Consider the following 25960-nt stretch of genomic DNA (forward strand, 5'->3'; position numbering starts at 1 on the left):
AAATTATAATCATATCGGCTACTTGGGACTGAGTTTAGCTATTAGGCCAGAGTCAAATTTTCCAAAATAATATATGTTAGATCCAGAGCGCCTTCCCGATCTTACTCGAAACTCGAAACTCGAAACTCGAAATTCCTCTTATATGGACGAGGCCCTGAGTGAGGCGCGAAAGGCCCTGGCCGCGGGCGAAGTGCCGGTGGGAGCGGTGCTGGTCGGGCCGGATGGGGAGATCTGGGGAAGGGGTCATAATCAGCCCATTAAGCTGGCTGATCCCACCGCGCACGCTGAAATTTTGGCGTTGCGGGAGGCCGCGGCCAAAGTCCGAAATTACCGATTGCCCGGCACTACCCTCTATGTTACTATTGAACCATGTCTGATGTGCCTGGGGGCGATAATCCAGGCCCGCGTGCAACGGCTGGTGTTCGGCGCGCCGGATCCAAAAGCCGGGGCTTGCATCTCCCTATACCAGATTCCCGCTGACCCTCGGTTGAATCATCGGCTGGAGGTGCAAGGCGGCATGCTGGAAGCAGAATGCCGGGCCCTGATTCAGGAGTTTTTTCGCACCCGGCGGCAGGCTGCAAGCTCCAGACAAGAGGCCCGATCCCAAAGTTTGGAAGAATTGTAAAAAGTCCATTATCCCCCCTCTCCCTGAAGGGAGAGGGCCAGGGTAAGGGTGTAAATAAAAGCTGGAGGGGTACCGAAGAGGCCGTAACGGGGTCGACTCGAAATCGACTTGGGGGCTAATCACTCCCACGTGGGTTCGAATCCCACCCCCTCCGCCATGATTAGTGGTCAGTTGGAATTGGTTAGTTTTCAGTTATAGATTATTTGCACCAAATAGATTTAGCTTAATTAAAAACCGAAAACTAAAAACCCGGAACTTTTTTATGGAGAGATGCCCGAGAGGCTGAAGGGGCGCGACTGGAAATCGCGTGTACGCCCAAAAGGTGTACCGAGGGTTCGAATCCCTCTCTCTCCGCCATTATAAAGTTTTCAGTTGTCAATTATAAAGTTTTCAGTTGTCAGTTATTGAGTATTAGCTCAAGCGAGTTTTCCTGCTTCTGACCTGAAAACCGAAAACAGAAAACTGCATTTTTATGTCTTATCTGGTACTGGCCCGCAAGTGGCGTCCGCAGACTTTTGAAGAGGTGGTGGGACAGGAGCATGTCACCCAGACCCTGAAGAATGCCATTGCTCAAGGGCGAGTAGCCCACGCCTTTCTATTCAGCGGCCCCCGCGGGGTGGGCAAAACCTCGGTGGCCCGCATTCTGGCCAAGGCGCTGAATTGCGCGTCGGGGCCGACGGCCCATCCCTGCAACCAATGTCAGTCCTGTCAGGAGATCACTCAGGGCCATAGTCTGGATGTCCTGGAGATCGATGGGGCCTCCAATCGGGGCATTGATGAGGTCCGGGAACTTAGAGAAAATATCAGATACTTACCGGCACACGGCCGTTATAAGGTCTATATTATTGACGAAGTCCATATGCTCACCAAAGAGGCCTTTAATGCCCTGCTCAAAACCCTGGAAGAGCCGCCGTCGCATGTCCTGTTTGTCATGGCCACCACCGAGCCGCATAAGGTGCCGGTGACCATTTTATCCCGCTGTCAGCGCTATGATTTCAAGCGCCTGCCGGCCCCCTTGATCCAGGAGCATCTGGCCCGTCTGACCGCCCAGGAAGGCTGGCAGTTGGCACCGGAGGGGCTGCGACTCTTGGCTACGGAGGCCGAGGGCAGCCTGCGGGACGCCCTGGGGTTGCTGGACCAGGTAGTGACCTTTGGAGGCCGGCAAGTCAGTGCCGCCGAAGTCGCCCGCATCCTGGGGTTAACCGATCGCCGGGTGCTGCTCCAGACCCTGACGACGATTATCCAGCGCCGGGGAGCGGAAGTGCTGCAACTGGTGGAGGAACTCCACGAACATGGGCTAGATCTGAAGCGCTTTTATCAGGATCTGGTGCTCTATAGCCGTCATTTATTGCTCGCTGCCCTGGTCCCCGAGGCCCGGTCCCTGGTCGAAGTGGCTGACCCGGAATGGCAGCAACTTCAGGGTCTGGCCCAACAGCGTCCCTTACCCTATCTGTTTAATCTTCTTAATGAACTGCTTAAAGCCAGCGAAGACCTGCGCCGGGCCAGTTTTCCGCGCCTGGCCCTGGAAATTCTACTGCTGCGTTTGGTCCATCTTGAACCCGTAGTGCCGATAGAGGAATGGCTCGAACGTCTGGCCGCCCTCGAAGCCCGGCTGGCCAGCGGAGAGGCCAGCCCTGAGGCAGCCGTCTCTAGCCCGGTGGCTGATCAGCCTAAGGTACCAGAATTATCAGAATCAAAGCCTCCGGCCCAGCGCTGGCCGGAATTTGTCGTACTGGTGCAGAAACAGATGGGAAATTCTGTGGCTGCGGCATTACAACAGAGCCGTTTGGAAAAGGAGGAGGAGCAGCACCTGGTAATTACCCTGGGCCAGGGCTGGAATGCCCTCGGGGAGCAGCACCTAACCGGTTTACGCGAGTTGGCGGAGGATTTTTTTGGCAGCCAATATCAACTCTCCATCAGACCGTCTCTATCGCCCCCTGCCGCCCCGCCGCCGGCGGCTTCCCCAAAACCGGCTACCATGGCCGAGATTAAACAGCAGGTGCTGGAGATCTTCGGCGGGCAATGGGTTACCGAAGACCGGCAACAGTCGGCCAAAAAGGAGGAATCGCCTTGAAGAATATCGGCAATCTGATGAAACAGGCCCAGAAGCTGCAAAGCAAGATGATGGCCATCCAGGAAGAATTGGGCGAACGGACTGTATCCGCCCAGGTTGGCGGAGGCATGGTAGAAGTGGTTGTCAACGGCCGCCAGGAATTGGTCTCGGTGCGTATCGATCCGGAAGTGGTCAATCCTGACGATGTGGAAATGCTTCAGGATCTGGTGCTGGCCGCGGTAAATGATGCTCTTAATCGCTCCCGGGAAATGGTGAGCGAAGAGATGTCGAAACTAACCGGTGGACTAAAAATTCCTGGTCTGATGTGAGTCTCCGGCACTATGCCCAAAGGAATCTATCCGGCTCCCCTCCAGAAGGTAATCACCTGTTTAAGCAAATGGCCGGGGATCGGCGAAAAGACTGCAACTCGCCTGGCCCTTTACTTGTTGCGGGCCTCCGCGGCCGAGGTCGTCGAATTAACCCAGGCTCTCACTGAGTTAAAGGATAAGATCCGGCTCTGCTCCCGCTGTTTTGCCTTTGCCGATCAGGAACTTTGTCCTATCTGTGCCGACGCCAGCCGCCACCAGGGTCAGTTATGTGTGGTTGCCGACCCCGGCGATCTGTTGGCCTTGGAACGGGCCGGGTTCTTTCTGGGAGTTTATCATGTCTTAGGAGGACTGATTTCTCCCCTGGAAGGGGTCGGACCCGAGGATTTACGGGTAGCGGAACTACTGGCCCGTCTGGAGCCGGAAGGCCTCCAGGAGGTGGTGCTGGCCCTGAACCCCAGCCTGGAGGGCGAGAGTACTACCGCTTATTTGTCCGAGCAGCTTCGCAAACGAGGGGTGAAGGTAACCCGCATCGCCTATGGTATCCCGATGGGAGGCGATATGAAATACTGCGATCAGCAGACCCTCAAAGAGGCCTTGCGGCATCGGGTGGAAGCTTGAATCAAGATGCTGATCGATCGGCGCTTAATCCATAATTTTGATTGGTTTCTGCTAGGATTGGTACTGGTCATTGTGAGCCTAGGGATTCTAAATCTTTACAGTGCCGGTCTCAGTCAGGCCGCCAGGCAGGACACCCCGCTTTATATCAAGCAACTTTACTGGCTGGGGTTCGGCTTCGGCCTGATGTTGATGACCTTGTTGTTTGACTACCGTAATCTGGAGAAAGTTGCCTATCCGCTATTCTGGCTCACGGTGGTCTTGTTGGTGCTGGTCCTGGTATTCGGGAAGGTGGTATCCGGCTCCCAGCGTTGGCTACCTCTGGGGCCGCTGTCCTTTCAGCCTTCGGAATTGACTAAATTGGCCATCATCCTGGCTCTGGCCCGCCACTTTTCGCCGCGCGAGCAGCTAGACCCCTTAAACCTGCGGGAACTGCTGGTGCCTTTTATTCTGGCCTTGATCCCCTTTGCTCTGGTCGTCAAGCAACCGGATCTGGGCACGGCCTTTTTAATCGCTCTAATCGCTGCGACGATGGTTCTCTTCGTCGGAGTCCGCTGGCAGATATTAATGGCTTTGGGGGCGTCTTTATTGCTGTTGTCGCCGCTGCTGTGGCATTTTCTCAAGGATTATCAGAAACAACGCATCCTTACATTTCTAAATCCCGACGACGATCCCTTGGGCGCCGGCTATCACATAATCCAGTCCAAAATTGCCGTGGGCTCTGGTCTCCTCTGGGGCAAGGGTTTCCTGCAGGGTACCCAAAGCAAGCTCAATTTTTTGCCGGAACAGCATACTGACTTTGTATTTTCCGTCTTTGCGGAAGAATGGGGCTTTGCCGGCTCCTTTTTTTTGCTCTTGCTTTATATTTTACTGATCCTCTGGGGACTTCAGATTTCTCGGGCCTGTAAGGAGCGCTTCGGCAATCTGTTGGCCCTGGGCCTGATCGCCATGATTTTTTGGCAAATATTCATTAATATCTCTATGGTGACCGGGATGTTGCCGGTAGTCGGCATCACCCTGCCCCTGTTCAGCTATGGCGGGTCCTCCCTGATCTCTACTCTGATCAGTATTGGTTTACTGCTCAATATCCGCATGCGCCTTCTGCCTTCCGGGTGAATCGGAGATTTTGCAAAAAAATCTTTGACAGGAGAATTAAAATAAGGTAAATATGCATAAATAACTTTGCGGAAAAGTTCACATAGTCTAATTTAGTCGTTTTAACAAAAACTTAAATGAGGTGGCCAGAGAGATGATTGAGCTTAATTGGACATTGTATGTACAAATCATCAACTTCTTGCTCCTGGTCTTTCTCTTGAATCAAGTGTTGTTCCGGCCTATCCGGGGGGCAATCAGCGACCGCCGCGCCCGGATTTCGGGTTACGAGGGTGACATTGCCACCCTCACGGAGAATCAGCAACAGGTGAAGAGCACCATCCAGGCCGAGCTCACTGCTGCCCGCAAGAGTGGATTTGAAAAGCGGGAAATGATCAAGAAGGAAGGCGCTGATGCAGAAGGATCCCTACTGGAGCGGGTAAAGAGAGAAACCGACACCGAATGGGAGCAGACCGAGAAAAAGATCAAAGAAGATATGGCTAAGGCCCGGGAGACCCTGAAACCTCAGGCCCAATCTTTTGCCATGGAGCTGGCTGCCAAGATTCTGGGGAGGGCGATAGCATGAGCACAGGCACCGGAAAAGGCATTGGTACGGGGTTTGGGGTGGCATTGACCTTAGCTGGCATGGTCCTGATGGTCGGCGTGGCTTGGGCTGCTGAGGCCGGTCATGGCGGCGGTGAACATGACGCGGCCAGAATTAAAGACCTGATCTGGCGAACCGTAAACTTTGTGGTGTTTGCCGGAATTCTAATTAAACTGGCAACCAAACCCATAAAGGAGTTCTTTGCTGGCCGCAAACAGCAGATCGCTCAGAACCTGGAGGAGTTGGAGAGCCAGAAGGCTGCAGCTGAAAAGGCTCTGGCCGAGGCCCAGGCCCGACTGGCCACCGTAGCTGAAGAGCGGGAAAAGATCATTAAAATTTTTATCGCTGAAGGCGAAGCCGAAAAGGCTAGGATCATCGAGCGGGCCGAGCAGGCCGCGGCTCGGATCAAAGAAATGGCGGCCTTGACCATTGAGGCCGAAACGAAAAAGGCTGCCGCTGATTTAAAACGAGAGCTGGTGGAAACGGCCGCCCAGCTTTCCGAAGGTCTGATCAAAGAACACATTACGGCCGACGACCAACAGCGGTTGGTTGATGAATACTTGACAAAGGTGGTGGAAGCCCATTGATTAATCTGACCATTGCCCGACGTTATGCCAAGGCTTTACTGACCATTGGCAAGGAGGATGGCCGGTATAAGGATTATGGGGAGGAACTCAGCGCTTTTGCCCATCTGCTGGAACGGGAACCAGACCTCAAAAACGCCATCATTAATCCCATTTACAGCCAAGATGATCGCAAAAGTGTTTTGCTCCGCATTGTTGAGCTAATCAATTTATCCCCGATAGTGTCAAACTTTGTTAAACTGCTGTTCGACAAACGACGTATTGATGCCGTGCTGGGAATCTCTCAAGTTTACCAACAGCTAGTCGATCAGTTGGAGAACGTCAGCCGTACCCAAGTAAAGACCGCGTTTCCTCTGGACGAGACTACCTTGACCCGCATCCGTGAAACCCTGGAAAAGATTACCGGTAATACGGTAGTAATGGAGGTGGAAGAGGACCCGACGATCATCGGGGGGGTCTTGGCCCGGGCCGGAGACCTGATCTTGGACGGCAGTGTACGGACCCAACTTCAAAGTTTAACCGAATCTTTGAAAAGGAGTGAGGTTTTTTAAATGGAAATCAGAGCTGAAGAAATCAGTCAGATCATCCGGACCCAGATCAAGGAGTACGAGACCAAGGTTGAGGTAGCCGAGACGGGGACGGTGCTCTCAGTCGGTGATGGGATCGCCCGGGTTCATGGGGTAGAAAAATGCATGGCCATGGAATTGTTGGAATTTCCTGGCGGTATCTACGGTATTGCCCTGAACCTGGAAGAAGATAATGTCGGCTGCGCCATCCTGGGTGAAGATATCCACATCAAGGAAGGCGATATTGTCAAACGGACCGGACGTATCGCTGAAGTACCAGTGGGTGATGCGGTTATTGGCCGCGTGCTGGACCCGGTTGGTAACCCGATAGACGGCAAGGGGCCCATCGAAGCCAAGGAGTTTCGCCGCATTGAATTAAAGGCCCCAGGGGTTATTGACCGCCAGCCGGTGAATGAGCCGATGTACACTGGCTATAAGGCCATTGATGCCATGACCCCGATTGGCCGGGGGCAGCGGGAACTGATTATCGGCGACCGCCAGATCGGCAAAACCGCGCTTTGTGTGGATTCAATCATTAACCAGAAAGAATCCGGCGTTATTTGCATTTATGTCGCCATTGGCCAGAAAAAATCTACCGTGGCCCAGGTGGTGGACGCCTTGGAACGACACGGAGCCATGAAACATACCATCGTGATCTCGGCGACCGCCAGTGAGCCGGCCCCCCTGCAGTATATTGCCGCTTATTCCGGCTGTACCATGGGCGAATATTACCGCGACACCAACCGTCACGCCCTGATCATTTATGATGACCTGTCCAAACAGGCTGCGGCTTATCGGCAGATTTCCCTGCTCCTGCGGCGTCCACCGGGACGGGAAGCCTATCCGGGCGACATTTTTTATAATCACTCCCGGCTCCTGGAGCGAGCGGCCAAATTAAATGACTCGCTGGGAGGAGGCTCCTTAACGGCCTTACCTATCATTGAGACCCAAGCCGGGGACGTATCGGCCTATATTCCCACCAACGTGATCTCCATTACTGACGGCCAGGTCTATCTGGAACCAGGATTGTTCTTTGCCGGGGTGCGGCCGGCGATCAACGTCGGGCTGTCGGTCTCCCGGGTCGGTGGCGCCGCCCAGGTCAAGGCCATGAAGCAGGTGGCAGGCTCACTACGTCTTGATCTGGCTCAGTATCGGGAATTGGCCGCTTTTGCGCAGTTCGGTTCGGAATTGGACAAATCGACCCAGTTCCAGTTGAACCGAGGCATCCGGCTGGTAGAAATTCTCAAGCAGCCCCAGTATCAGCCTTTGCCCATGGAAAAAGAGATCACCATCATCTATGCCGGAACCCGGGGATACTTAGACGAGTGGCCGGTTGAAATACTCGGCGACTACGAACGGCAACTCTACGATTTTATTGAAGGCAAGTATCCAGAGATCTTCACCGAAATCAAGGAAAAGAAAGAGATCGGCCCTGATCTGGATGAGAAGATGAAAGCTGCCCTGGGAGAATTCAAAACCGTATTCCAAGCCAGCCAGGCCGCCTGATGACCGGGGCCACCGGCAATCAAGGAGGGTAAACTGAGGCGATGGCAACGTTACGCGATATCAAACGAAAAATCGGGGCGGTTCAAAAAACCCAGCAGATCACCAAGGCAATGAATATGGTGGCGGCAGCCAAACTGCGCGGGGCCCAGGCCCGGATGGAACAATTTCGTCCTTATGCCGCGGCATTTTCTCAGATGTTAAGCAGCATCGCCGGACGGGTGGAACCGGAAGCGCATCCGTTTTTTGTCCGGACCCCCTTGGTGGAAAAGATTGAGCTGGTATTGTTGACCGCCGATCGAGGACTATGCGGCAGTTTTAATATGAATCTGATTACTGCGGCCGAAAAGTTCGTTAAGGCCAAAGAGGCTGACGGCATTGAGGTTTCGCTTACCTGTGTCGGTCGAAAAGGGCGAGACTTTTTCCGGCGTCGCAAGGCCAACATCCGAATGGGTTATGTTGATGTCTGGAATAAATTTGACTTCAATGACGCCATCGCCGTCGCCCGGGAGGTAGTAACTCCCTTTAACAACGGCGAGGTGCAGGAAGTCTATCTGATCTATTCCGAGTTTGTCAACATGGCCATCCAGCGTCCGACGTTGGTGCAGCTGTTACCTATCAGCCCGGAGGTGACAGAGGAGGAGGGTCCGGCTCAGGAATACCTCTGTGAACCCCCGGAGGCCCAATTTCTAGACTATCTCCTGCCCCGTTACATCAATGTGAGGGTCTATCATGGGTTTCTGGAAAATTCCACCAGCGAACATGCTGCCCGGATGACGGCCATGGACAATGCCAGCAGTAACTGCAAAGACATGATTCAGCAACTCACCCTGGTAATGAATAAGGCTCGACAAGCGGCTATTACCAAGGAGTTAATGGATATAATCGGCGGGGCGGAAGCCCTCAAAGGCTAGCCCCAAAATTTGAGGAGGACCTGGAGATTATGAATATTGGACATATCGCCCGCGTCATTGGTCCAGTCGTTGACGTGGAATTTGAGGAAGGCAAACTTCCTGAGATTCTGAACGGCTTGCTAATTACTAATCCAGCTATCGATGACAGCGAAGATAATCTGGTGGTTGAGGTTGCTCAACACCTGGGTAATAATATGGTCCGCACTATCGCCATGGATACCACCGATGGTCTGGTGCGGGGGATGCCGGTTAAGGACACCGGCAAGCCCATTGCTGTGCCGGTCGGCTTCGAGGCCTTGGGCCGAGTCCTGAACGTGGTGGGCAAGCCGGTGGATGGGATGGGACCGGTTGATGCCAAAGTATACTACCCCATCCATCGCTCGGCGCCGTCCTTCGTCGATCAGGATACTTCTGTCAAGGTTCTGGAAACCGGGGTCAAGGTGATGGACCTGCTGGTCCCCTTTCCCCGAGGCGGCAAGATGGGCATGTTCGGGGGTGCGGGGGTCGGCAAAACCGTCATCATGATGGAAATGATCCACAATATCGCCATGCACCATGGTGGTATTTCGGTGTTCGCCGGCGTCGGTGAGCGCACCCGGGAAGGCAACGACCTCTATTTGGAAATGAAACAATCCGGGGTCTTACCCAAAGCCGCGCTGATTTACGGTCAGATGACCGAACCTCCCGGTGCCCGTGCCCGGGTGGGATTGACCGGTTTGACCGCGGCCGAGTACTTCCGGGATGTGGAAGGCCAGGATGTGCTCCTGTTTATCGATAACATCTTCCGTTTCACCCAGGCCGGCTCTGAGGTCTCGGCGCTGTTGGGCCGCATGCCTTCGGCGGTGGGTTATCAGCCTACCTTGGGTACTGACTTGGGCGAGTTACAGGAACGGATTACCTCGACCAAGAAAGGCTCGATTACTTCCGTGCAGTGTGTGTATGTGCCCGCCGACGACCTGACTGACCCAGCCCCGGCCACCACCTTCGCGCACCTGGACGGCACCGTGGTGCTTTCCCGGCAGATCGCCGAGCTGGGCATCTATCCGGCGGTGGACCCGCTCGATTCCACCTCTCGGATCTTGGATCCGGCGGTGTTGGGCGAGGAGCACTATACGGTAGCCCGGAACGTCCAGATGACCCTGCAGAAGTATAAGGATTTGCAGGATATTATCGCCATTTTGGGCATTGACGAGCTTTCTGAAGAGGACAAGATCACTGTGGCTCGGGCCCGTAAGATTCAGCGTTTCCTGTCCCAGCCGTTCTTCGTGGCCGCCGAATTTACCGGGACCGAGGGTAAATTCGTGTCGGTGCCCGATACCGTGCGGGGCTTTAAGGAAATCCTGGAAGGAAAACATGATGACATCCCTGAGCAGGCGTTCTATATGGTCGGCGGCATTGAAGAGGTCGTAGCTAAAGCCGAGCGTCTGGCGGCCATGGGCTAAGCCCTTTCCGTATAAGGGGGAATCATGGCAGAAAAGAGTTTGTTATTGGAGGTCGTTACTCCCGACCGCAAGGTGGTCTCCGAAGAGGTCGACATTGTCGTCGCTCCCGGTGTGGAAGGCCAGTTCGGCGTGCTGGTGAACCATATCCCCTTCCTTTCCGCCCTGGAGATTGGCGAGATGTATTACCGGAAGGGCGGCCAGGTCCAGTACCTGTTCATAGGTGGCGGCTTTGCCGAAGTGACTGGCCAGAAGGTGACGATCCTGGCCGACTCCGCTGAACGCGGCCATGAAATCGACGTCGAGCGGGCCCGGCGGGCCCGGGAACGGGCCGAACGCCGTCTGGCTATGGGTAGAACTGCCGATATAGATTGGGCCCGGGCGGAAGCGGCCTTGCGCCGCTCTATCATGCGCATGAAGGTCGCTACCCGCTAAATTTTCTGTTGACAATCATATAAAAAAAGGCAAGTCTAATAAGACTTGCCTTTTTATTTAGGCAGTTAGGCCGGATCTGCTGATGTTCATTATTATAAACATATCTGTTAAAGATTTTGGATTCGGATGATGGCTACAGAAATGTCAGAATTGGTTGCGATTGTCCTGGCCGCGGGCAAGGGCACCAGGATGAAATCGGAACTGGCCAAGGTGCTACATCCCATCATGGGCCGCCCTATGTTGGCCTATTCCCTAGAGACCTTGAACAAATTGGGGGTTGATAAAATAATTGCCGTGGTCGGCTATCAGGCCGAGGCGGTGAAAGCCGCGTTCTCCTCTTCTCCGGTCACCTTTGTGACCCAGGAACCGCAATTAGGCACCGGCCATGCGGTCCAGGTGGCTTGCCAGGCCCTGGGCGGTTATCAAGGGTCAGTGCTGGTAGTTTGCGGTGATGTGCCGCTGTTGCCGAGCGCTTACTTGGAAGCTTTATACCATCAGCATTGCCAAACCGGTGTGGTGGCCACCGTACTCACCGTGGAGTTGGCCGAGCCGGGCAGTTATGGCCGCATTGTTAAAGATGGTCAAGGCAATATTCTCAAAATTGTCGAGGCCCGGGATGCCAAGCCAGAGGAATTATCAATTCGGGAAATTAACACCGGCATTTACTGCTTCCATGTGCCTTTTTTGGTTACCGCGCTGGGGAATCTGCGACCAGATAATGACCAGCAGGAACTTTATCTCACCGATGTCATCGCCCAGGCTCAGGCCCGAAATTTGCAGGTTGCCAGTCTTAGGGCACCGGAGGCCATGAGTTTTCAGGGAATCAATAACCGGGTGGATTTGGCGGTGGTCAGTCGCCAGGTGCGGCAGCAGATCAATGAGCGCCATATGCTGGCCGGAGTTACCTTGATCGACCCCGAGACCACTTACATCGAGGCCGACGTTCAGATCGGTCCGGATACAGTAATCTACCCAAATTGTTATCTGCTGGGTAGCACGACCATCGGCCCCGGCTGTTGCCTGGAGCCCAATGTCAAGATCGCTGATAGCACTTTGGGAGCCCGGGTGATCATCAAAATGTCTACGGTGATCACCGGTAGCGTGATTGCCGATGAGGTCCAGATCGGGCCTTTTGCCCATCTGCGGCCCCAGAGTGAGATCCGGGAAAGAGCCAAGATCGGCAATTTTGTGGAAGTGAAAAAATCGCTGATCCATACTGGGGTCAAGGCCGGGCATCTCACCTACCTGGGCGATGCCGAGGTCGGCCCGGAGGTCAATGTCGGGGCCGGAACCATCACCTGTAATTATGATGGCCAGAAGAAATATCGGACCGTTATTGAAGCAGGAGCCTTTATCGGCAGTAATACCGCCCTGGTCGCCCCGGTAACCGTCGGTGCCGGAGCTTATGTGGGCGCTGGGTCCACGATTACCGAGGACGTCCCCCCTGACAAACTGGCCATCGCCCGCGGCCGCCAGGTTATAAAAGAGATCAAACCTAGGTAAAATTATAATTCACGCTAAGACGCTAAACCCACCAAGAATTAATGCTATAACTTCCCGACCCTTGCGTCTGGGCGTGAACAATTCCTTTCCAAATACAAAAATAAATGGGGGGTGTATGTGCGGTATTGTAGGTTATCTAGGGGCCCAGCAGGCCATGCCCCTTCTGCTCGAAGGTCTGAAACGCTTGGAATATCGGGGCTATGATTCGGCCGGGATGGCGGTCATCGGCAATAACGGCCTGGAGATCCGGCGCAGTCTGGGCAAATTGAAAGAATTGGATAAATTGCTCCAGGAGTCACCGCTGTCCGGCACCATGGGCATCGGCCATACCCGCTGGGCCACTCACGGCCGCCCCTCGGAGACCAACGCCCACCCCCATCAGGTCGGCCATATTGCCGTGGTGCACAACGGCATTATCGAGAATTACCTGGAGCTGAAGCAGAGCCTGATCCAGGAAGGGCATAGTTTTTCTTCCGAAACTGATACCGAGATTGTCTCGCAATTAATCTACAAATATAGTTGCCGGGGGGCGGATTTTGTCCAGGCGGTGCAGCTGGCGCTCAAGGAAATCCGCGGTTCCTTTGCCCTGGTGGTAATTAACGCCCGGGAACCCCGCACGCTGATTGCGACCCGCAAGGAAAGCCCGCTCATTTTAGGACTGGCGAACGGCGAATATTTTGTCGCCTCGGATATACCGGCTATTCTCCACCATACCCGGCAGGTGGTCTTCCTGGAAGACCATGACTTGGTCATCCTGAAGGACGGCGGCTTTACCCTGGAAGGCCAAGACGGCCAACCGGTGAAGCGGCCGGTGATCACCATCACCTGGAGCCCGGCCATGGCCGAGAAGGCGGGCTACAAGCATTTTATGCAAAAAGAGATCTTTGAACAGCCCCGGGCCCTGATTGATACCTTCCGCACCCGGATCGACCCCGACCAGGGGGAAATATTTCTGGAAGAATTTAAATTGGCTGATAAGGACCTGCAACAGCTTAAGAAAATCACCCTGGTGGCTTGCGGCACTTCTTACCATGCGGGGCTGGTTGGCAAATTTTTATTGGAGGATATGTGCCGTTTGCCGGTTGAGGTGGATTTGGGCTCAGAATTCCGTTATCGCAATCCCTTCGTTGATCCGCATACCCTGTTGATTCCCATCTCCCAATCCGGTGAGACCGCTGATACCCTGGCGGGCTTGAAGGAAGGCAAGGCCAAAGGAGCGCGCACCATGGCCATCTGCAATGTGGTCGGGTCATCGATTGCGCGGGAATCCGAAAACGTCTTTTATACCCATGCCGGGCCCGAGATTGGGGTGGCCTCCACCAAGGCCTTTACCACCCAACTGGTAGCCCTGTTCTTGATAAGTCTTTTTCTGGCCCGCCGGCTAGGCCGTCAGACCCAGGATCAGGTGCGGGAGCAACTGGCCAATTTGTTAAAATTGCCTACTTTAGTCCAGGAGGTTTTGGACTATGACCAGAAGTTGCGAGAAATTGGCCAGCGCTATGTCCATGCCCAGGATTTTCTCTATCTGGGCCGGGGGATCCATTATCCGATCGCCCTGGAGGGCGCCCTAAAGCTTAAGGAAATCTCCTACGTCCATGCCGAGGGCTATCCGGCCGGAGAAATGAAGCACGGCCCCATTGCTCTGATTGATGAGCATTTGCCAGTGGTGGTGTTGGCCACCCGAGGCCCGGTGTTTGATAAAATGATGGCCAATATCGAGGAAGTAGTCGCCCGGCGAGGCCGGGTCATCGCCCTGAGCGAAGCCGACAATTACCCGGTGTATGAAAAGGTTGAAACCTTGATCCCGGTTCCGGAGACCACCCTGGCGCTGTCCCCTATTCTGCTGGTGGTACCGCTGCAACTGCTGGCTTACCATATCGCTGATCTGCGGGGCACCGATGTTGACCAGCCACGCAATCTGGCCAAAAGCGTGACGGTGGAATAACCAATCCGGGCAAGCGAGCCTTGCCCATCTTCATCTGCTTATCCCTACTTTAGTATCAGAGCAAAGCGGGGGCGGCTGATCGACTGCTGGCGGCAGAGCGGACAGCGGGAAGGCGTCCGGAGCCGCTCCCGTTTTTTGAAGACAAAGCCGCAATGCTGGCAGACCGCCGGAATGATCTGAAAACGGTGGCTTGGGCCTGGGGCCCGGGCAATATGGCCCAGATGATCCAGCACCTCCTTTTCAGATAACGACAGGCGCTGGGAAAGTTCTCGGATCGAAAGAGGTTGCTCCTGTAACAATTCTTTGATAGCCTGACGGGGAGTAATCATAGTTTTAGAAAAGAGTCGGTATGCGATATTTGATCATGGGAACCGGGGCGCTGGGCACGGTCTTTGGTGGTTTGCTGCAGCATGCCGGTCACCAGGTAACCTTTGGCGGTCGAGGACCCCATTTTGAACATCTAATCACCCAGGGCTTAACCGTCAACGGCATCTGGGGGCAATTCCACCTGGGGCCGGTGGCGGCTCTGCAACCTGACCAGCCCTCCCCTGACCCTTACGATATTATTCTGCTCTGTGTAAAGTCTTTTGATACCCTAACCGCGGCTCGGGCCGTAAAGGGACTGCTGGCCCCAAATGGCCTGATCGTTTCGGTGCAAAACGGCTTGGGCAATATCGACATCCTGGCCCAGGAATTCGGCGCTGCCCGTACCATCGGGGCACGGGTAATCTTTGGGGCGGAGATCACCAAGCCCGGGGTCTCTACTGTCACGGTTTACGCTGATAGAGTGTTGCTGGGAGCCACATCCGAAGAGACTTCGCCAGCCGTTCTGGAACAGTTGGCGGCGGATCTCAACCGGGCCGGCATTCCCACCGCCATAGTAGATAATATCCTCACCCACATATGGGATAAGGTGCTTTATAACTGTGCTCTCAATCCCCTGGGAGCCATTTTGGGAGTGGCCTACGGGGCTCTGGCGGATAATCCCGCCACCCGGGATTTGATGTTGGCCCTGATCCAGGAGATTTATCAGGTAGCCGCGGCTCTGGCGATTCCTTTAAGTCAGCCGAGCGCCACAAGCTACTTTCAGCATTTCCTGGAGAACCTGGTGCCGCCTACTGCCGCGCATCTGCCCTCCATGTTACAGGACCTCCGCCGGGGTCGGCGCACCGAAATCGATGCCTTAAACGGCGCCATCTGCCGCTATGCGGATCAATTGGGGCTGACTACCCCCTATAACCAAACCCTCTGTCACCTGATTAGGTTTCTGGAAGCCGGATCAACTTGCCAAGGTGAGCAGAAAGCTGAGAAAAGCGCAGCATAAGCATAACTTAGCCCGTTCTCAAGGGATCGGGCTGGGCACTGTGTCCGGCTCGCTGACTTCGAACCTTTCCGGAATCCGCCAGGCCAGCAGATAGAGGACCTGGGAGCCATCATTGCTAAGAGCATGCGGCATCCCGGGAGGTATGATTACCATGGTCCGGTCACCGGCCAACCGTCGCTGGTGCTTTTGCCCCTGATCATCCTGCCAGACAAAGTTGCCTTCTCCGTGGAATACATAGAGCCATTCCCGCTTGTGAGGGTGCTGGTGGTTGCCCCGCACCTGGCCGGGTAATATGGACACTAAATGAAGGCTCTTGAGGATGGTTGCCCCTTCACAGGTAACAGTCGCCTCCCGGAAAGGGAAATATGCCAAACCACGCTCATCTCGTTTAATTTCATCCCTCAAGTCTAAAAATTGGGGCTGGTTGGTCTCTGTCGTCATCGGTTTTCCGATTTTCTCCATTTTGAAGCTTAAGATATTACTCAGTTTATAAAATAAATGAATTGGGGTTAGAAAAAAACAGCTCTTGGGAGAGGGGGCTAAGGGTTGGAGACCCCTATCCCCCCTTTCTCAAACCCTCTCCCCCAACCTCTTAAGGGAGGTTGGGAGGGGAGCTAGAGGTGAGGGCCGGGGGTCCCCCCCGGCCCTCACCTCAAATTAACCTTTTAAATGCTCTGAGTGATATGACGTTGTGCATTTTAGGATAGTTATGGTAAAGTAATTTACCATATTGGAACCGTGATTTTATTATATCGAATCCGGAGCTTGTATGGCAACGATCAATGACCTGGTTCTGGTGCACATGGACCGGAAACCAGCTTTTTTTGCCCGCATCAATGATATCACTCCTGATGTTAAACGGGGCTGGTACCAGGTCGAACTGCTGGTCCTGGGGATTCCCCTGCGGAGTATATTTTGGATCCTGGAAGATGTGCAAATAAATGGCCAAGAATTTACCATGGGGGGAACCCCTGTGCGTCTGGAGCTAATCCCTCCAAAGCCTCCTCCCTTACAGTCGCCCCCGGAACCCGAAGCTAAAGCCAGGGTAATCCCTCTGAAGCGGAAGTAGCGGCCACTAAATCGGTGTCTGAAAAAGAGCTCAGACCGGTTAATATTCCTGGAACTGATACATCCAGTGTCGTTGCCAGGCAGGAATTTTGCGCAGCAGGAAGAGAAATTTGAGGTAATAGAGATAACGGTGGCGGCAGATGGCCTGCCATACCTGAAAGGGGTGGGCGGGGTCGAGGGAGGGGATCTGGACCTGGCTGGCCCGGGCCAGTACCAAAAAACTATCCCGCCTGAAAACTCTGGTTCTTTCAACCTGCCAGCCGGCCTTGAGCAGCATCCAGGTTAGGGTCTGAGGGGTAAAATAAAAGTTGTGCGGGATCGAGAACACCCGCCGCGGCCCCACTTTGGGGACAAGAATATTGGGCGTTTCCAGGAAAAGCCGTCCCCCCGGGGCGGCCAGAGAGCGGGCCGTGATCAAGAATTTTAGGGGGTCTGGAAAGTGCTCAATGACATGCGAGGCCAGGATCAGGTCGAACTGCTGACCGGATAAATCTAGTTCTTCGAACCGCCCCGTTACCATGGTAAGTCCAAATTGCCGGCGAGCATATTCGGCCTGTTGGGGGTCCGGCTCCACTCCCAAGATCTGAACCCCTTGTTGTTGCAACCCCGCGCTGAGGACGCCCAACCCGGCCCCGACCTCCAAGCCCATCAGGCCGGGGCGCACCCAGGGCTTGAGAAAATCGTGCTGGTAGACGGCCCGGCGTTGCACCCGGCGCCGATGACGAGCATCCATCGGTGCATTAGTGTGCAGTTGCCGCGCGCTTAGGCCCAAGGCCATCCGGTCCTGGTCTTCGACTACCGGGTTATGATAGACTAACCCGCAACCCGGGCATAGGACCGTGGTGACGGTCAGAGTTAGGAAAGACCTTTGATGCACTCGGCGGGTATGGTCCTGCTCACACAGGGGGCAATTTATCAGGCGCAAAAAACTCTCTCTGGGGCCGACCGGATAGGGGGAGCGACTGCTCAGTTCCCGATCCTAAATTGACTTATATCGTAATACAATGCCGCCGTCGGGTCAAATTTTTTATTGATTTTTCCAATCTTAGGATTTAGTAAAATAGGATAGAGCTACCGGCACCGCGGTGGCAAGGAGGAAAACAGCCAGTGAGAATTTTGTTGGTGCAACCGACCACATTTTATCCCAATAAACGTATTTTGCGTAGTAAAACCAGATGGCTCCTAGGGTTGACCATTCCCTATCTGGCCGGTTTAACCCCTCGTCATATTCAGGTCGAAGTAGTTGATGATCGTCTCCGCCCCATTCCCTATGATCGTCATTATGATCTGGTCGGAATCACCGCCACCTGTGCGACCGCGGAGCGGGGCTTTCAGATTTCCCAGGAATTTCGCTGCCGAGGAGTGCCAGTGGTGATGGGCGGCTTCCACGTCTCCCTGCACCCTGAGGAGACCATGGAACACTGCGACGCGGTCGTGGTGGGGGAAGCTGAAGCAGTCTGGGAGCAGGTACTCGAAGACGCCCGCCGCGGTTGTCTTAAGCGGCGTTATCAGGCAGAAGGTTTCCATGATATGGTCGGTTTACCACGGCCCCGGCTGGAGTTATTCGACTTTCGGCGCTATCGGGTGAAGATTGCGCCCACCCAGACTTCACGGGGATGTCCCTACCATTGCAGCTTCTGCGAGGTGCCCATAGTTTACGGGCATACCTATCGCCGCCGGCCGATTGGGGAAGTTCTGGAAGAAATCAAGGCCATTGTGCGTATCACTGGATTAAAGAAGATCTATTTTATCGACGACAATCTCACCGGCCATCGGGATTATGCCAAAGAATTGTTCCGGGGGATAATCCCTTTAAATATCCGCTGGAGCTGTTTATGGACGATCAACACCTCCCGGGATGAGGAGCTGCTTGATCTGGCTAAGAAATCTGGATGTTACCATGTCAACATCGGCATTGAAAATGTCTGTCCGGAAAGCATTGCCTCGATTGAAAAGGTCCAGAATCCGGTGGCGGACTACGAATGGATGCTGAAACGACTGCAGGAAAGGGGGATCTTTTATTCCTTGAATTTCATGTTTGGTCTGGATGGCGACCAGATGGGCTTATTCAATGAAACCCTGGACTTCCTGGAGCGTATCAAAGCCCCCATGGCCTTTTTCAATTCGGTGACCCCGCGCCGCGGGACCCCGATGTGGGATCAACTCAATCAGGAAGGCCGGATTCATAATCCTGAGGCCGAAAAGTATTTGGGCATGATCTGCAACTTTTATCCCAAACATATGACCCCAGAAGAATGCGAAGCCGGGGTCTGGCGCTGCTTTCAGAAGTTCTACTCGTTCCCCTCTATCTGGCGGCGTTTGCTCAGGCCTCCCAATTCCTATATTTTTCAGGGATTGCCCAGTAATCTATACTTTCATTGGGCCGTCAATCGGCGCATCGATCCGGTGGATTTTTATTGAGGTCTGAGAAACTCAAAGGCAGCCTGGAGGCCATCCAGGACAAATTGCACGGCCAGCGCCGCCAGGATCAGGCCCATGAGCCGGGTCACCAGACGCATGCCGGATTCCTTGAGGACTTCGGCCAGCCGGGTAGCAAAGCAGAAGGCCAGGTAAGCAAAGAGCAATATTAGGGCCAAAGACACGAACAGAGCAGCAATCTCCAAGGGCTGGGAGACCCGACTACTAAGTACCAAGACGGTGGAGATCGCCCCCGGCCCGCTTAACAAGGGCACCGCCAGCGGCACCAAAGAAATATCACGGTAATCGCGGGCATCCAGGCTGCCTGAGGTATAATGACGGGTAACCGGGCTGCGCCCCTCCAGCATCTCAAAGGCGATCCGGAAAAGGATCAGCCCCCCGGTAATCTGGAAGGCGGCAATGGTAATACCGAAGTAATCTAGTAAAGCACGACCCAGAAACAGGAATCCGGTCAGGATGAGGAAGGCGGTCAAGCAAGCCCGGAAGGCCAGCCGTCGGCGGGTAGGGGGAGGGTAATTGGCCGACAATGCCAGGAAAGGAAAAATATTTCCCAAGGGGTCGATAATGATGAACAGGGAGACTAAGGCGGTAATGAAAAAGCTCCCAGTACTTTCCCAAAGCTCCAAGACCCTTATCCTAAATCAGGTGCCAACTTAGTTAGATTTCTTCTTTTAAGGATAATTTATGGCAAAATATCAAGTCAATAAAACCTACCAGGAGATTAACGAGAAGATTAGAAAAGGTCAAGCCATAGTAGTCACCGCTGATGAGATTATTGACTTGGTGCGCGAGAAAGGAGAAGTCGAGGCAGCCCGCACCGTGGATGTAGTTACTACCGGGACCTTTTCACCCATGTGTTCTTCTGGGGCGTTTATCAATTTCGGCCAGAGCCAGCCGCCGATCCGGGCCTCCAAAGTGTGGTTCAACGGGGTCCCGGCCTATGGCGGCCTGGCCGCGGTAGATGTCTTTTTGGGAGCAACTGAGCCGGCCCTGGATGATCCGCTCAACAAGGTCTACCCAGGGGAGTTTAAATATGGCGGCGGCCATGTCATTGAGGAGCTGGTGGATGGCAAAAGTGTGCACCTGGTGGCCGAAGGCTATGGGACCGATTGTTACCCCAATAAGAGAGTGGAGCGAGAGCTGACCCTGGCCCGAACCGTCAACGCGGTGCTATGTAACCCCCGAAATGCTTATCAGAATTACAACTGCGCTATAAATCTCTCCAACCACATCATTTACACCTATATGGGACCGCTGCGACCCCGGGCCGGCAATGCCAATTACTGCACCGCCGGTCAACTCAGTCCCTTACTCAATGACCCCTTTTATCGCACCATTGGCATTGGCACCCGCATCTTTCTGGGAGGAGGCGTGGGCTATGTCTGTTGGCCTGGTACTCAACACAATCCGGCCGTGCCCCGGGGGGAAAACGGCGTGCCCCTAAGGCCGGCCGGCACTCTGATGGTCATCGGTGATTTAAAACAGATGAATTCCCGCTATCTGGTGGGAGTTAGCATCTTAGGCTATGGCTGTTCACTGGCAGTCGGGCTGGGGGTGCCGATTCCCTTGTTGAATGAGGAAATTGCCCATTACTGCGCGGTATCGGACGAGGAAATCTTTGCTCCGGTGATCGATTATAGCGAGGATTATCCTCAGGGTACGGGCCGTATTTTGGGTCAGGTGAGTTATGCCCAGTTGAAAAGTGGAATTGTTACGGTGGCTGGCCAGGAAGTGCAGACCGTGCCTTTATCCAGCCTAGTCCGGGCCCGGGAGATTGCCCTGACCTTGAAGGAGTGGATTATGACCGGGCGCTTCCAGTTGGGTGAACCGGTAGAGTTATTGCCCTCATCCTGATGCCTTCTCTCGTCCCCGAATTAGCCGACCGGCTGACCCGACTCCAAAACTTAATTAGCACCTGGCGAAAAGGAGTGCTTCTGTTCTCCGGCGGCGTCGACTCCGGGCTGCTGCTCAAAGTGGCGCATGATATTATGGGTGAGGGTTTGGCAGCATTGACCCTGTACGGTCCCCATAATCTCCCCCAGGAACGGGTCGAGGCCCGGCAATTGGCCCGCAACCTGGGAGTCACCCAGTTCGAGCTGGAGTTTGATCCTTTAAGCCTTCCTGATTTTCGCCAGAATACCCCGCAACGTTGCTATGCCTGCAAAACCGCGATCTATCACCTGGCGCTAAAGGTGCTGGCCCAGTGGGGCGGAGAGGTGCTGTTCGATGGCGCCAATCGGGATGATTTAGAAGACTACCGCCCAGGACATCAGGCGGCCCGGGAACTGGGAGTCAGAAGTCCCCTGCAGGAAATGTGCCTTACTAAAGCCGAAATCCGTAGCTTGAGTCAGGAAATGGGCTTGCAGGGATGGGATAAGCCAGCCCAGAGCTGCCTGGCCACCCGCTTCCCGCCTTACACCCAGCTGACGCGCACCGATCTGGAGAAGGTTGCCACCGCGGAGCAATTTCTGCTTAACCAAGGTCTGGCCCCGGTGCGGTGGCGTGTGCACGGCTCCTTGGTGCGCCTGGAATTGCCTACTGAGAACTGGGCCCGCTTGCTGTCAGCGGAACTACGCGCCACGCTGATGATGCTTACTAAACGCCTGGGCTGGCGTTATCTGACTCTGGATTTAAAGGGCTATCAAACCGGCAGCATGAATCCGTAGTTATCTGCCAGAGATTGCTGGCGAGGTAAGGGTATAACGGCTCAGTCATCCTTATCCAGAATTTGTTGGTAGATTTTCCTGGAGATAAAAAGTTCGACCAAATCTTTGTCCAGGGCTCCTTTGTGGGCTTCGGCCCTCAAAATCTCACAGGCCTGATCCGCCGTACAGGCAGCCCGATAAGGTCGATCAGTAGCAGTCAAGGCATCAAAAATATCCGTTACCGCCAAAATCCGGGCCTGTAAAGGAAGATCTGGAGCAGTCAGGTGAAAGGGATACCCGGAGCCATCCAATCGCTCGTGATGGGCGGCAGCATAGCGGGGCACTTGGGCCAGATGTTTACTAAAAGGAATTTTCTGTAAAATATTAATAGTGTGGAGAACATGGCTCTGGATCTCGGCATATTCCTGGGGCGTCAGGTTACCCCGTAAAATCAGCAGGTCGGAGAGTTCCGCTTCCGTAAGCAAAGGTTGAGTCGTTCCCGAAGGCAGACGGACTAGCTGCCGAGCCAGGCCATGTAATCGCTCCGGGGCCTCGGCGGGCAGGTAGTTTAATTGATTCAGCTGCTCGAGGAAACGATAATCAGCTTCGAGGGATTGTTGCTGCTCAGGGGTAATGGCCTGGAACTGAGCCAGGTAAAACCGCCAGCGGATTGCATTCATAGTCTCGAGGGCCAGCTTCTGGTTTTTGTCCAGGACACAATCCCGAACTCCGATTTTTCCGATATCATGCAGCCAGGCACTGAAGCGTAACTCCTCCAACTCCGGCTCGCTGAAATTCACCTCGGCAAAGGGGCCCTGCGCAGCCTCGTTGATGGCCTGGGCCAGCGCCAGGGAATAGGCCGCCACCCGGCGGGAATGTCCAGCAGTATGGGGGCTGCGAGCATCGATGGCCGAAACCGAATAGATCATCAATGCTTCAAACAGACCCTTGATAGTTTGGATGAGACGGGCGTTATTAATGGCCACCGCCGCCTGTGAAGCCAGTGAGCGGACAATATCATCGTAGCGGGGATCAAAGGGGATCACCTCCCCCTGATCATTCAAGGCATTGATCAGTTCCAGCACCCCCAATACCTCCCCCAAATGATCCTTAAGGGGCACGACCAGAAGAGAGCAGGTCTGATATTCAAAACGGATGTCATAGGAGGCATTAAAGTGATAAGGGAACTCCGGTGGAAGTTGACGGACATCGGGAATATTAAGAATAGTGCCGGTAAGAGCGGCATAACCGGCAATGCTCCCCTCATTGATAGGGATTCGGTAGGGCTTAAAAAGCTGGCAATCGCAACCCCGAAGGCGAGCCAGAGTATCATTCTGGGCGACTGCGAAATGGAGCGCATCTTCCTCCCGCAAGTAGAGACTGCCTCCATCGGCCTGGGTCCAGCGGCGCAGTTCGGAGACAATCTTTTCTAATAACCTGGTAAGATCGGTTTCACTGCTGAGGGCGATCCCGATATCAATTAAATTCTGAATATGGATACCTGAATCCAGACAGTCTTTTCCGCTGCGGACCGTCATCCCGACCTGTCTCCCACCCGGGCCTTCGATTTATTTAATGAATATATTATATTTAATATTTATCTTTTTTGGGAAAATTCTTTTTGACCAACGCCCCGGCTATCCTTTAGGGGGTGGAAAGGAGCTTGCGGGGAGGCCTGCGATCCCCCTAACCTCCCCGCAAAAATCTTTTATAGTTAAATCTCAGATCTGATTTTTATAATTGATCTGACATTCCCTTCTCCCTTAATGAGGCATTGCACCCTCAAGGGCTTGATAAATCAAGCCCCTACAAAAATATCCCTTTGCTTGCGACTTATTATTAAATTCTTGGTATGATATGTCTGGAGATCGGATCTGGAGAGTTACCCCTATTGATGAAGCATATTACCGCACTCGGACTGTTTTCCGGCGGTCTGGACAGCATGTTGGCAGTGTCTCTGCTGCGGCACCAGGGGATCGCGGTTACCGGACTGGTCTGGACCACCCCCTTTTTCGGGGCTGAGCGGGCCTTGGAGTCGGCAGCCCAGCTAGACCTGCCGCTTAAAGTCGAGGACCTGACCGAAAAGTTTCTCCCCTTGCTGCGCCAGCCGCCCCATGGCTTTGGCCGGGAGCTCAATCCCTGCATCGACTGTCATATCCTGATGCTGCGCGAAGGCGGGAAGATTATGACCGCGGCCGGATATGATTTTTTATTTACTGGCGAGGTCCTGGGGCAGCGGCCTTTCAGCCAGCATAAGGGGGCGCTCAATCTCGTTGCCCGGGAGTCCGGCTACGCGGATGTGCTGCTGCGGCCGTTATGTGCCCGGCTGTTGAAACCGACTCGGCCCGAATTAGAGGGTCTGGTGGACCGGAACCAGCTTTTGAATCTCAGCGGCCGTGGCCGCAAACGGCAGATGGCCCTGGCCGCCCAATATGGCATCACCAACTATCCCTCTCCGGCCGGGGGGTGTTTGTTGACTAACGCCGGTTTTGCAGCCCGGCTCCGGGACCTGCTTCAGCACCAGCCACAGATCAGCCGTCGCGATCTGGAGCTTCTCAAGTGGGGACGGCATTTCCGCTTAAGTCCCTCGACCAAGCTAGTCGTAGGCCGCCATCAACGCGATAATGAGGCTATCGCCGCCCTTAGCCAGGCCACTGACCTCTGTCTCCGGGTCAGCAATTTCCCTGGCCCTTTAGCCTTAATTCCTAATGCTAATTCTGAGGCCTCGGTGCTAAAGGCTGCGGCCATCTGCACCAGCTACAGCGATGCCCCGGAGGAAAAGCCAATTCCGGTGATTGTGGAGGGGCCGAATGGCCGGGAGGTGGTTATGACCCGGCGCCAGCCTAAGCAGGTTTTCCACGAACTGTTGATTCACTGAGTTCGGGGGAATTAGGCTGCCGTGGTTAAAGCATGGATCAGGCGGGGGATTAGATTATCAAAACTGCCGTTGGACATCACCAGGATAATATCCCCAGACGTAGCTTCGGTTAGCAGCCCTTCCAGCAAGCTATCGGTGTCCAGAAAATAGCGGGCCCGCTGACCCTGAGCCTCCAGCTCCGCGGCCAGTTGAACCGAGGAAAATTGGTCGTCTTCGGGAACTTTCCATAGATCCGGCGGTTCACGCACCAGAAGCAGGTCAGCCTCCTTAAAGGCCTGGACATAATCCTGCTGGAAGATCCGGCGGCGGCTGGTATTAGTCCGGGGTTCAAAGGCGGCGACCAGGCGGCGGCCCGGAAAACGGCCCCGGGCCGCTCTTAAGGTCTCCGCCACCGCGGTGGGATGGTGGGCAAAGTCATCCACCACGGTAATGCCGCCAAACTCGCCGATCACTTCCAGGCGGCGTTTGACCCCGGCAAAGTCCGGCAGGGCCGCTTTGAGCATCTGCCGGTCGATTCCCAGCGAGCTCAGGCTGGCCAGCACCGCCAGAACATTGAGGACATTATGGCGGCCCGCCAAAGGGGCATAGAATCGCTCCCAAAATTTCCCCTGCCGATAAACCCTAAAGCGCATCCCGGCCCCAAACGGCTCCAGGTCCCGGGCCTGCCAGGCAGCATTAGAATTCAGACCATAGAACCAGACGGGAACAGGGCTGTGTCCACTCACCGATCGGACCAAAGGAGCATCGCCCCAGGCCACCAACTCACTGGTCGTGGGCATCTGGGTCACAAAGGTCTCAAAGGCCTGGGTCACCTGCCCTAGATCAGCATAAATATCCGCATGATCGAACTCTATCGAGGTGAGGATAGCCAACCGGGGCTGAAAAAGCAAAAATTTGGGGCGTTTATCAAAAAAGGCGGTGTCGTATTCATCGCCTTCCAGCACCACGAACGGCCCTTGCCCGACCCGGTAATTGGACTGAAAATTCTTGACGATGCCGCCGATCATAAAGCCCGGGTCGCGCCCGGCCGCGTCCAGCAGCCAGGCCAACAGCGAGGCAGTGGTGGTCTTGCCATGGGTGCCGCTGACCACCAGGGCCTGGCGATCGCGCACCAGAAACCGGTTCAGGGCCTCCGGCATCGACAGGCGGGGGATGCCCTGGGCCAGCACCGCCTGGGCCTCGGGATTTTCGGCCCGGATGACGTTGCCGATCACTGCCAGGTCCGGCCGCGGGCTGAGATTTTCTGGGCGATAGCCGCCCAGCACCGGAATCTGCAAATTCTCCAGAAAGGTGCTCATCGGCGGATAAGGATGCTCATCGGAGCCGCTGACCCGGTATCCCTGTTCCTTGAGGATCCCGGCCAGGGCCGCCATCCCGGTGCCGCAGATGCCGAGCAGAT

General features: G+C 54.7%; 26 protein-coding genes and 2 tRNA genes. 22 read left to right on the top strand and 6 right to left on the bottom strand.

All coding sequences use genetic code 11. The annotated features are described in order from the left end of the window. Positions 1-73: 73 nt before the first annotated feature. The 16 genes from tadA (at position 74) to glmS (ending at position 14207) form a co-directional block, all read left to right on the top strand. On the top strand, positions 74-625 hold the full coding sequence (tadA, locus tag JRG72_05740) for a tRNA adenosine(34) deaminase TadA (GenBank protein MBW2134723.1): 552 nt from the start codon (positions 74-76) through the stop codon (positions 623-625). Between the two features lie 63 nt (positions 626-688). Next, positions 689-782 (top strand) — tRNA-Ser (locus JRG72_05745). Positions 783-889: 107 nt separating this feature from the next. Beyond that, a tRNA-Ser gene (locus JRG72_05750) sits at positions 890-982 on the top strand. A gap of 115 nt (positions 983-1097) precedes the next feature. Next, the gene (gene dnaX / locus JRG72_05755; GenBank protein ID MBW2134724.1) at positions 1098-2699 is read left to right on the top strand and encodes a DNA polymerase III subunit gamma/tau; all 1602 of its coding nucleotides are present in this window, start codon (positions 1098-1100) and stop codon (positions 2697-2699) included. Then, complete coding sequence (locus JRG72_05760; protein ID MBW2134725.1) at positions 2696-3007, top strand: YbaB/EbfC family nucleoid-associated protein; 312 nt, start codon at positions 2696-2698, stop codon at positions 3005-3007. Before dnaX ends, JRG72_05760 begins: the two co-directional genes overlap by 4 nt. 12 nt (positions 3008-3019) lie before the next feature. Continuing rightward, positions 3020-3625 carry a recombination protein RecR gene (gene recR, locus JRG72_05765; GenBank protein ID MBW2134726.1) on the top strand — a complete coding sequence of 202 codons (606 nt, stop codon included), beginning with the start codon at positions 3020-3022 and terminating at the stop codon, positions 3623-3625. 9 nt (positions 3626-3634) lie between these two features. Next, entirely contained in the window at positions 3635-4738 is a 1104-nt protein-coding gene (gene rodA, locus JRG72_05770) for a rod shape-determining protein RodA (GenBank protein MBW2134727.1), read from the top strand. 133 nt (positions 4739-4871) lie between these two features. After that, the gene (locus tag JRG72_05775; GenBank protein MBW2134728.1) at positions 4872-5300 is read left to right on the top strand and encodes a hypothetical protein; all 429 of its coding nucleotides are present in this window, start codon (positions 4872-4874) and stop codon (positions 5298-5300) included. After that, a complete protein-coding gene (locus tag JRG72_05780; protein ID MBW2134729.1) occupies positions 5297-5905 on the top strand; it encodes an ATP synthase F0 subunit B in 609 nt (202 codons plus the stop codon). The genes JRG72_05775 and JRG72_05780 overlap by 4 nt, the downstream gene beginning before the upstream one ends. Further along, complete coding sequence (locus tag JRG72_05785) at positions 5902-6453, top strand: F0F1 ATP synthase subunit delta (GenBank protein ID MBW2134730.1); 552 nt, start codon at positions 5902-5904, stop codon at positions 6451-6453. The genes JRG72_05780 and JRG72_05785 overlap by 4 nt, the downstream gene beginning before the upstream one ends. After that, complete coding sequence (locus tag JRG72_05790) at positions 6454-7974, top strand: F0F1 ATP synthase subunit alpha (GenBank protein MBW2134731.1); 1521 nt, start codon at positions 6454-6456, stop codon at positions 7972-7974. A gap of 41 nt (positions 7975-8015) precedes the next feature. Next, on the top strand, positions 8016-8885 hold the full coding sequence (gene atpG, locus JRG72_05795) for an ATP synthase F1 subunit gamma (protein MBW2134732.1): 870 nt from the start codon (positions 8016-8018) through the stop codon (positions 8883-8885). A gap of 29 nt (positions 8886-8914) precedes the next feature. After that, the gene (gene atpD / locus JRG72_05800; GenBank protein ID MBW2134733.1) at positions 8915-10327 is read left to right on the top strand and encodes a F0F1 ATP synthase subunit beta; all 1413 of its coding nucleotides are present in this window, start codon (positions 8915-8917) and stop codon (positions 10325-10327) included. A 24-nt stretch (positions 10328-10351) separates the two neighbouring features. Beyond that, complete coding sequence (locus tag JRG72_05805) at positions 10352-10759, top strand: F0F1 ATP synthase subunit epsilon (GenBank protein MBW2134734.1); 408 nt, start codon at positions 10352-10354, stop codon at positions 10757-10759. Between the two features lie 141 nt (positions 10760-10900). Beyond that, complete coding sequence (gene glmU / locus JRG72_05810; protein ID MBW2134735.1) at positions 10901-12262, top strand: bifunctional UDP-N-acetylglucosamine diphosphorylase/glucosamine-1-phosphate N-acetyltransferase GlmU; 1362 nt, start codon at positions 10901-10903, stop codon at positions 12260-12262. Between the two features lie 115 nt (positions 12263-12377). Next, positions 12378-14207 (top strand): glutamine--fructose-6-phosphate transaminase (isomerizing), encoded by a 1830-nt coding sequence (gene glmS, locus JRG72_05815; protein ID MBW2134736.1) that lies wholly within the window; start codon positions 12378-12380, stop codon positions 14205-14207. Between the two features lie 44 nt (positions 14208-14251). On the opposite strand, the gene JRG72_05820 is transcribed toward glmS, so the two are convergent. After that, complete coding sequence (locus tag JRG72_05820; protein ID MBW2134737.1) at positions 14252-14536, bottom strand: transcriptional regulator; 285 nt, start codon at positions 14534-14536, stop codon at positions 14252-14254. A gap of 20 nt (positions 14537-14556) precedes the next feature. Between JRG72_05820 and JRG72_05825 the strand changes: the two genes are divergently transcribed. After that, a complete protein-coding gene (locus tag JRG72_05825) occupies positions 14557-15531 on the top strand; it encodes a ketopantoate reductase family protein (GenBank protein ID MBW2134738.1) in 975 nt (324 codons plus the stop codon). 18 nt (positions 15532-15549) lie between these two features. On the opposite strand, the gene JRG72_05830 is transcribed toward JRG72_05825, so the two are convergent. Beyond that, positions 15550-15972, bottom strand: a complete 423-nt coding sequence (locus JRG72_05830) for a cupin domain-containing protein (protein ID MBW2134739.1) — start codon at positions 15970-15972, stop codon at positions 15550-15552. Positions 15973-16300: 328 nt separating this feature from the next. Between JRG72_05830 and JRG72_05835 the strand changes: the two genes are divergently transcribed. Next, positions 16301-16600 carry a hypothetical protein gene (locus JRG72_05835; protein ID MBW2134740.1) on the top strand — a complete coding sequence of 100 codons (300 nt, stop codon included), beginning with the start codon at positions 16301-16303 and terminating at the stop codon, positions 16598-16600. Positions 16601-16639: 39 nt separating this feature from the next. Here the strand turns inward: JRG72_05835 and JRG72_05840 are convergent, their stop codons facing one another. Beyond that, a complete protein-coding gene (locus tag JRG72_05840; protein ID MBW2134741.1) occupies positions 16640-17524 on the bottom strand; it encodes a class I SAM-dependent methyltransferase in 885 nt (294 codons plus the stop codon). A 182-nt stretch (positions 17525-17706) separates the two neighbouring features. Between JRG72_05840 and JRG72_05845 the strand changes: the two genes are divergently transcribed. Then, positions 17707-19020, top strand: a complete 1314-nt coding sequence (locus JRG72_05845) for a B12-binding domain-containing radical SAM protein (protein MBW2134742.1) — start codon at positions 17707-17709, stop codon at positions 19018-19020. On the opposite strand, the gene JRG72_05850 is transcribed toward JRG72_05845, so the two are convergent. Continuing rightward, positions 19014-19664, bottom strand: coding sequence for a MarC family protein (locus JRG72_05850; GenBank protein ID MBW2134743.1), 651 nt, complete (start codon positions 19662-19664; stop codon positions 19014-19016). The genes JRG72_05845 and JRG72_05850 overlap by 7 nt on opposite strands. A 58-nt stretch (positions 19665-19722) precedes the next feature. On the opposite strand from JRG72_05850, the gene JRG72_05855 reads away from it, so the two are divergent. Continuing rightward, positions 19723-20892, top strand: coding sequence for a homocysteine biosynthesis protein (locus tag JRG72_05855; protein ID MBW2134744.1), 1170 nt, complete (start codon positions 19723-19725; stop codon positions 20890-20892). Beyond that, positions 20892-21704: an ATP-dependent sacrificial sulfur transferase LarE gene (gene larE, locus JRG72_05860; GenBank protein ID MBW2134745.1), complete on the top strand. Its 813-nt coding sequence runs from the start codon at positions 20892-20894 to the stop codon at positions 21702-21704. The genes JRG72_05855 and larE overlap by 1 nt, the downstream gene beginning before the upstream one ends. Positions 21705-21745: 41 nt before the next feature. Here larE and JRG72_05865 read toward each other — a convergent pair whose 3' ends face one another. After that, positions 21746-23221: a GAF domain-containing protein gene (locus JRG72_05865; GenBank protein ID MBW2134746.1), complete on the bottom strand. Its 1476-nt coding sequence runs from the start codon at positions 23219-23221 to the stop codon at positions 21746-21748. A gap of 314 nt (positions 23222-23535) precedes the next feature. On the opposite strand from JRG72_05865, the gene JRG72_05870 reads away from it, so the two are divergent. Further along, positions 23536-24561 carry a tRNA 4-thiouridine(8) synthase ThiI gene (locus JRG72_05870; GenBank protein MBW2134747.1) on the top strand — a complete coding sequence of 342 codons (1026 nt, stop codon included), beginning with the start codon at positions 23536-23538 and terminating at the stop codon, positions 24559-24561. An 11-nt stretch (positions 24562-24572) separates the two neighbouring features. Here JRG72_05870 and JRG72_05875 read toward each other — a convergent pair. Next, the coding region (locus JRG72_05875) for a UDP-N-acetylmuramate--L-alanine ligase (protein ID MBW2134748.1) at positions 24573-25960 on the bottom strand (1388 nt) is incomplete at its 5' end.

This window comes from Deltaproteobacteria bacterium, assembly GCA_019309545.1.
Taxonomy (GTDB): Bacteria; Desulfobacterota; Desulfobaccia; order Desulfobaccales; family Desulfobaccaceae; genus Desulfobacca_B.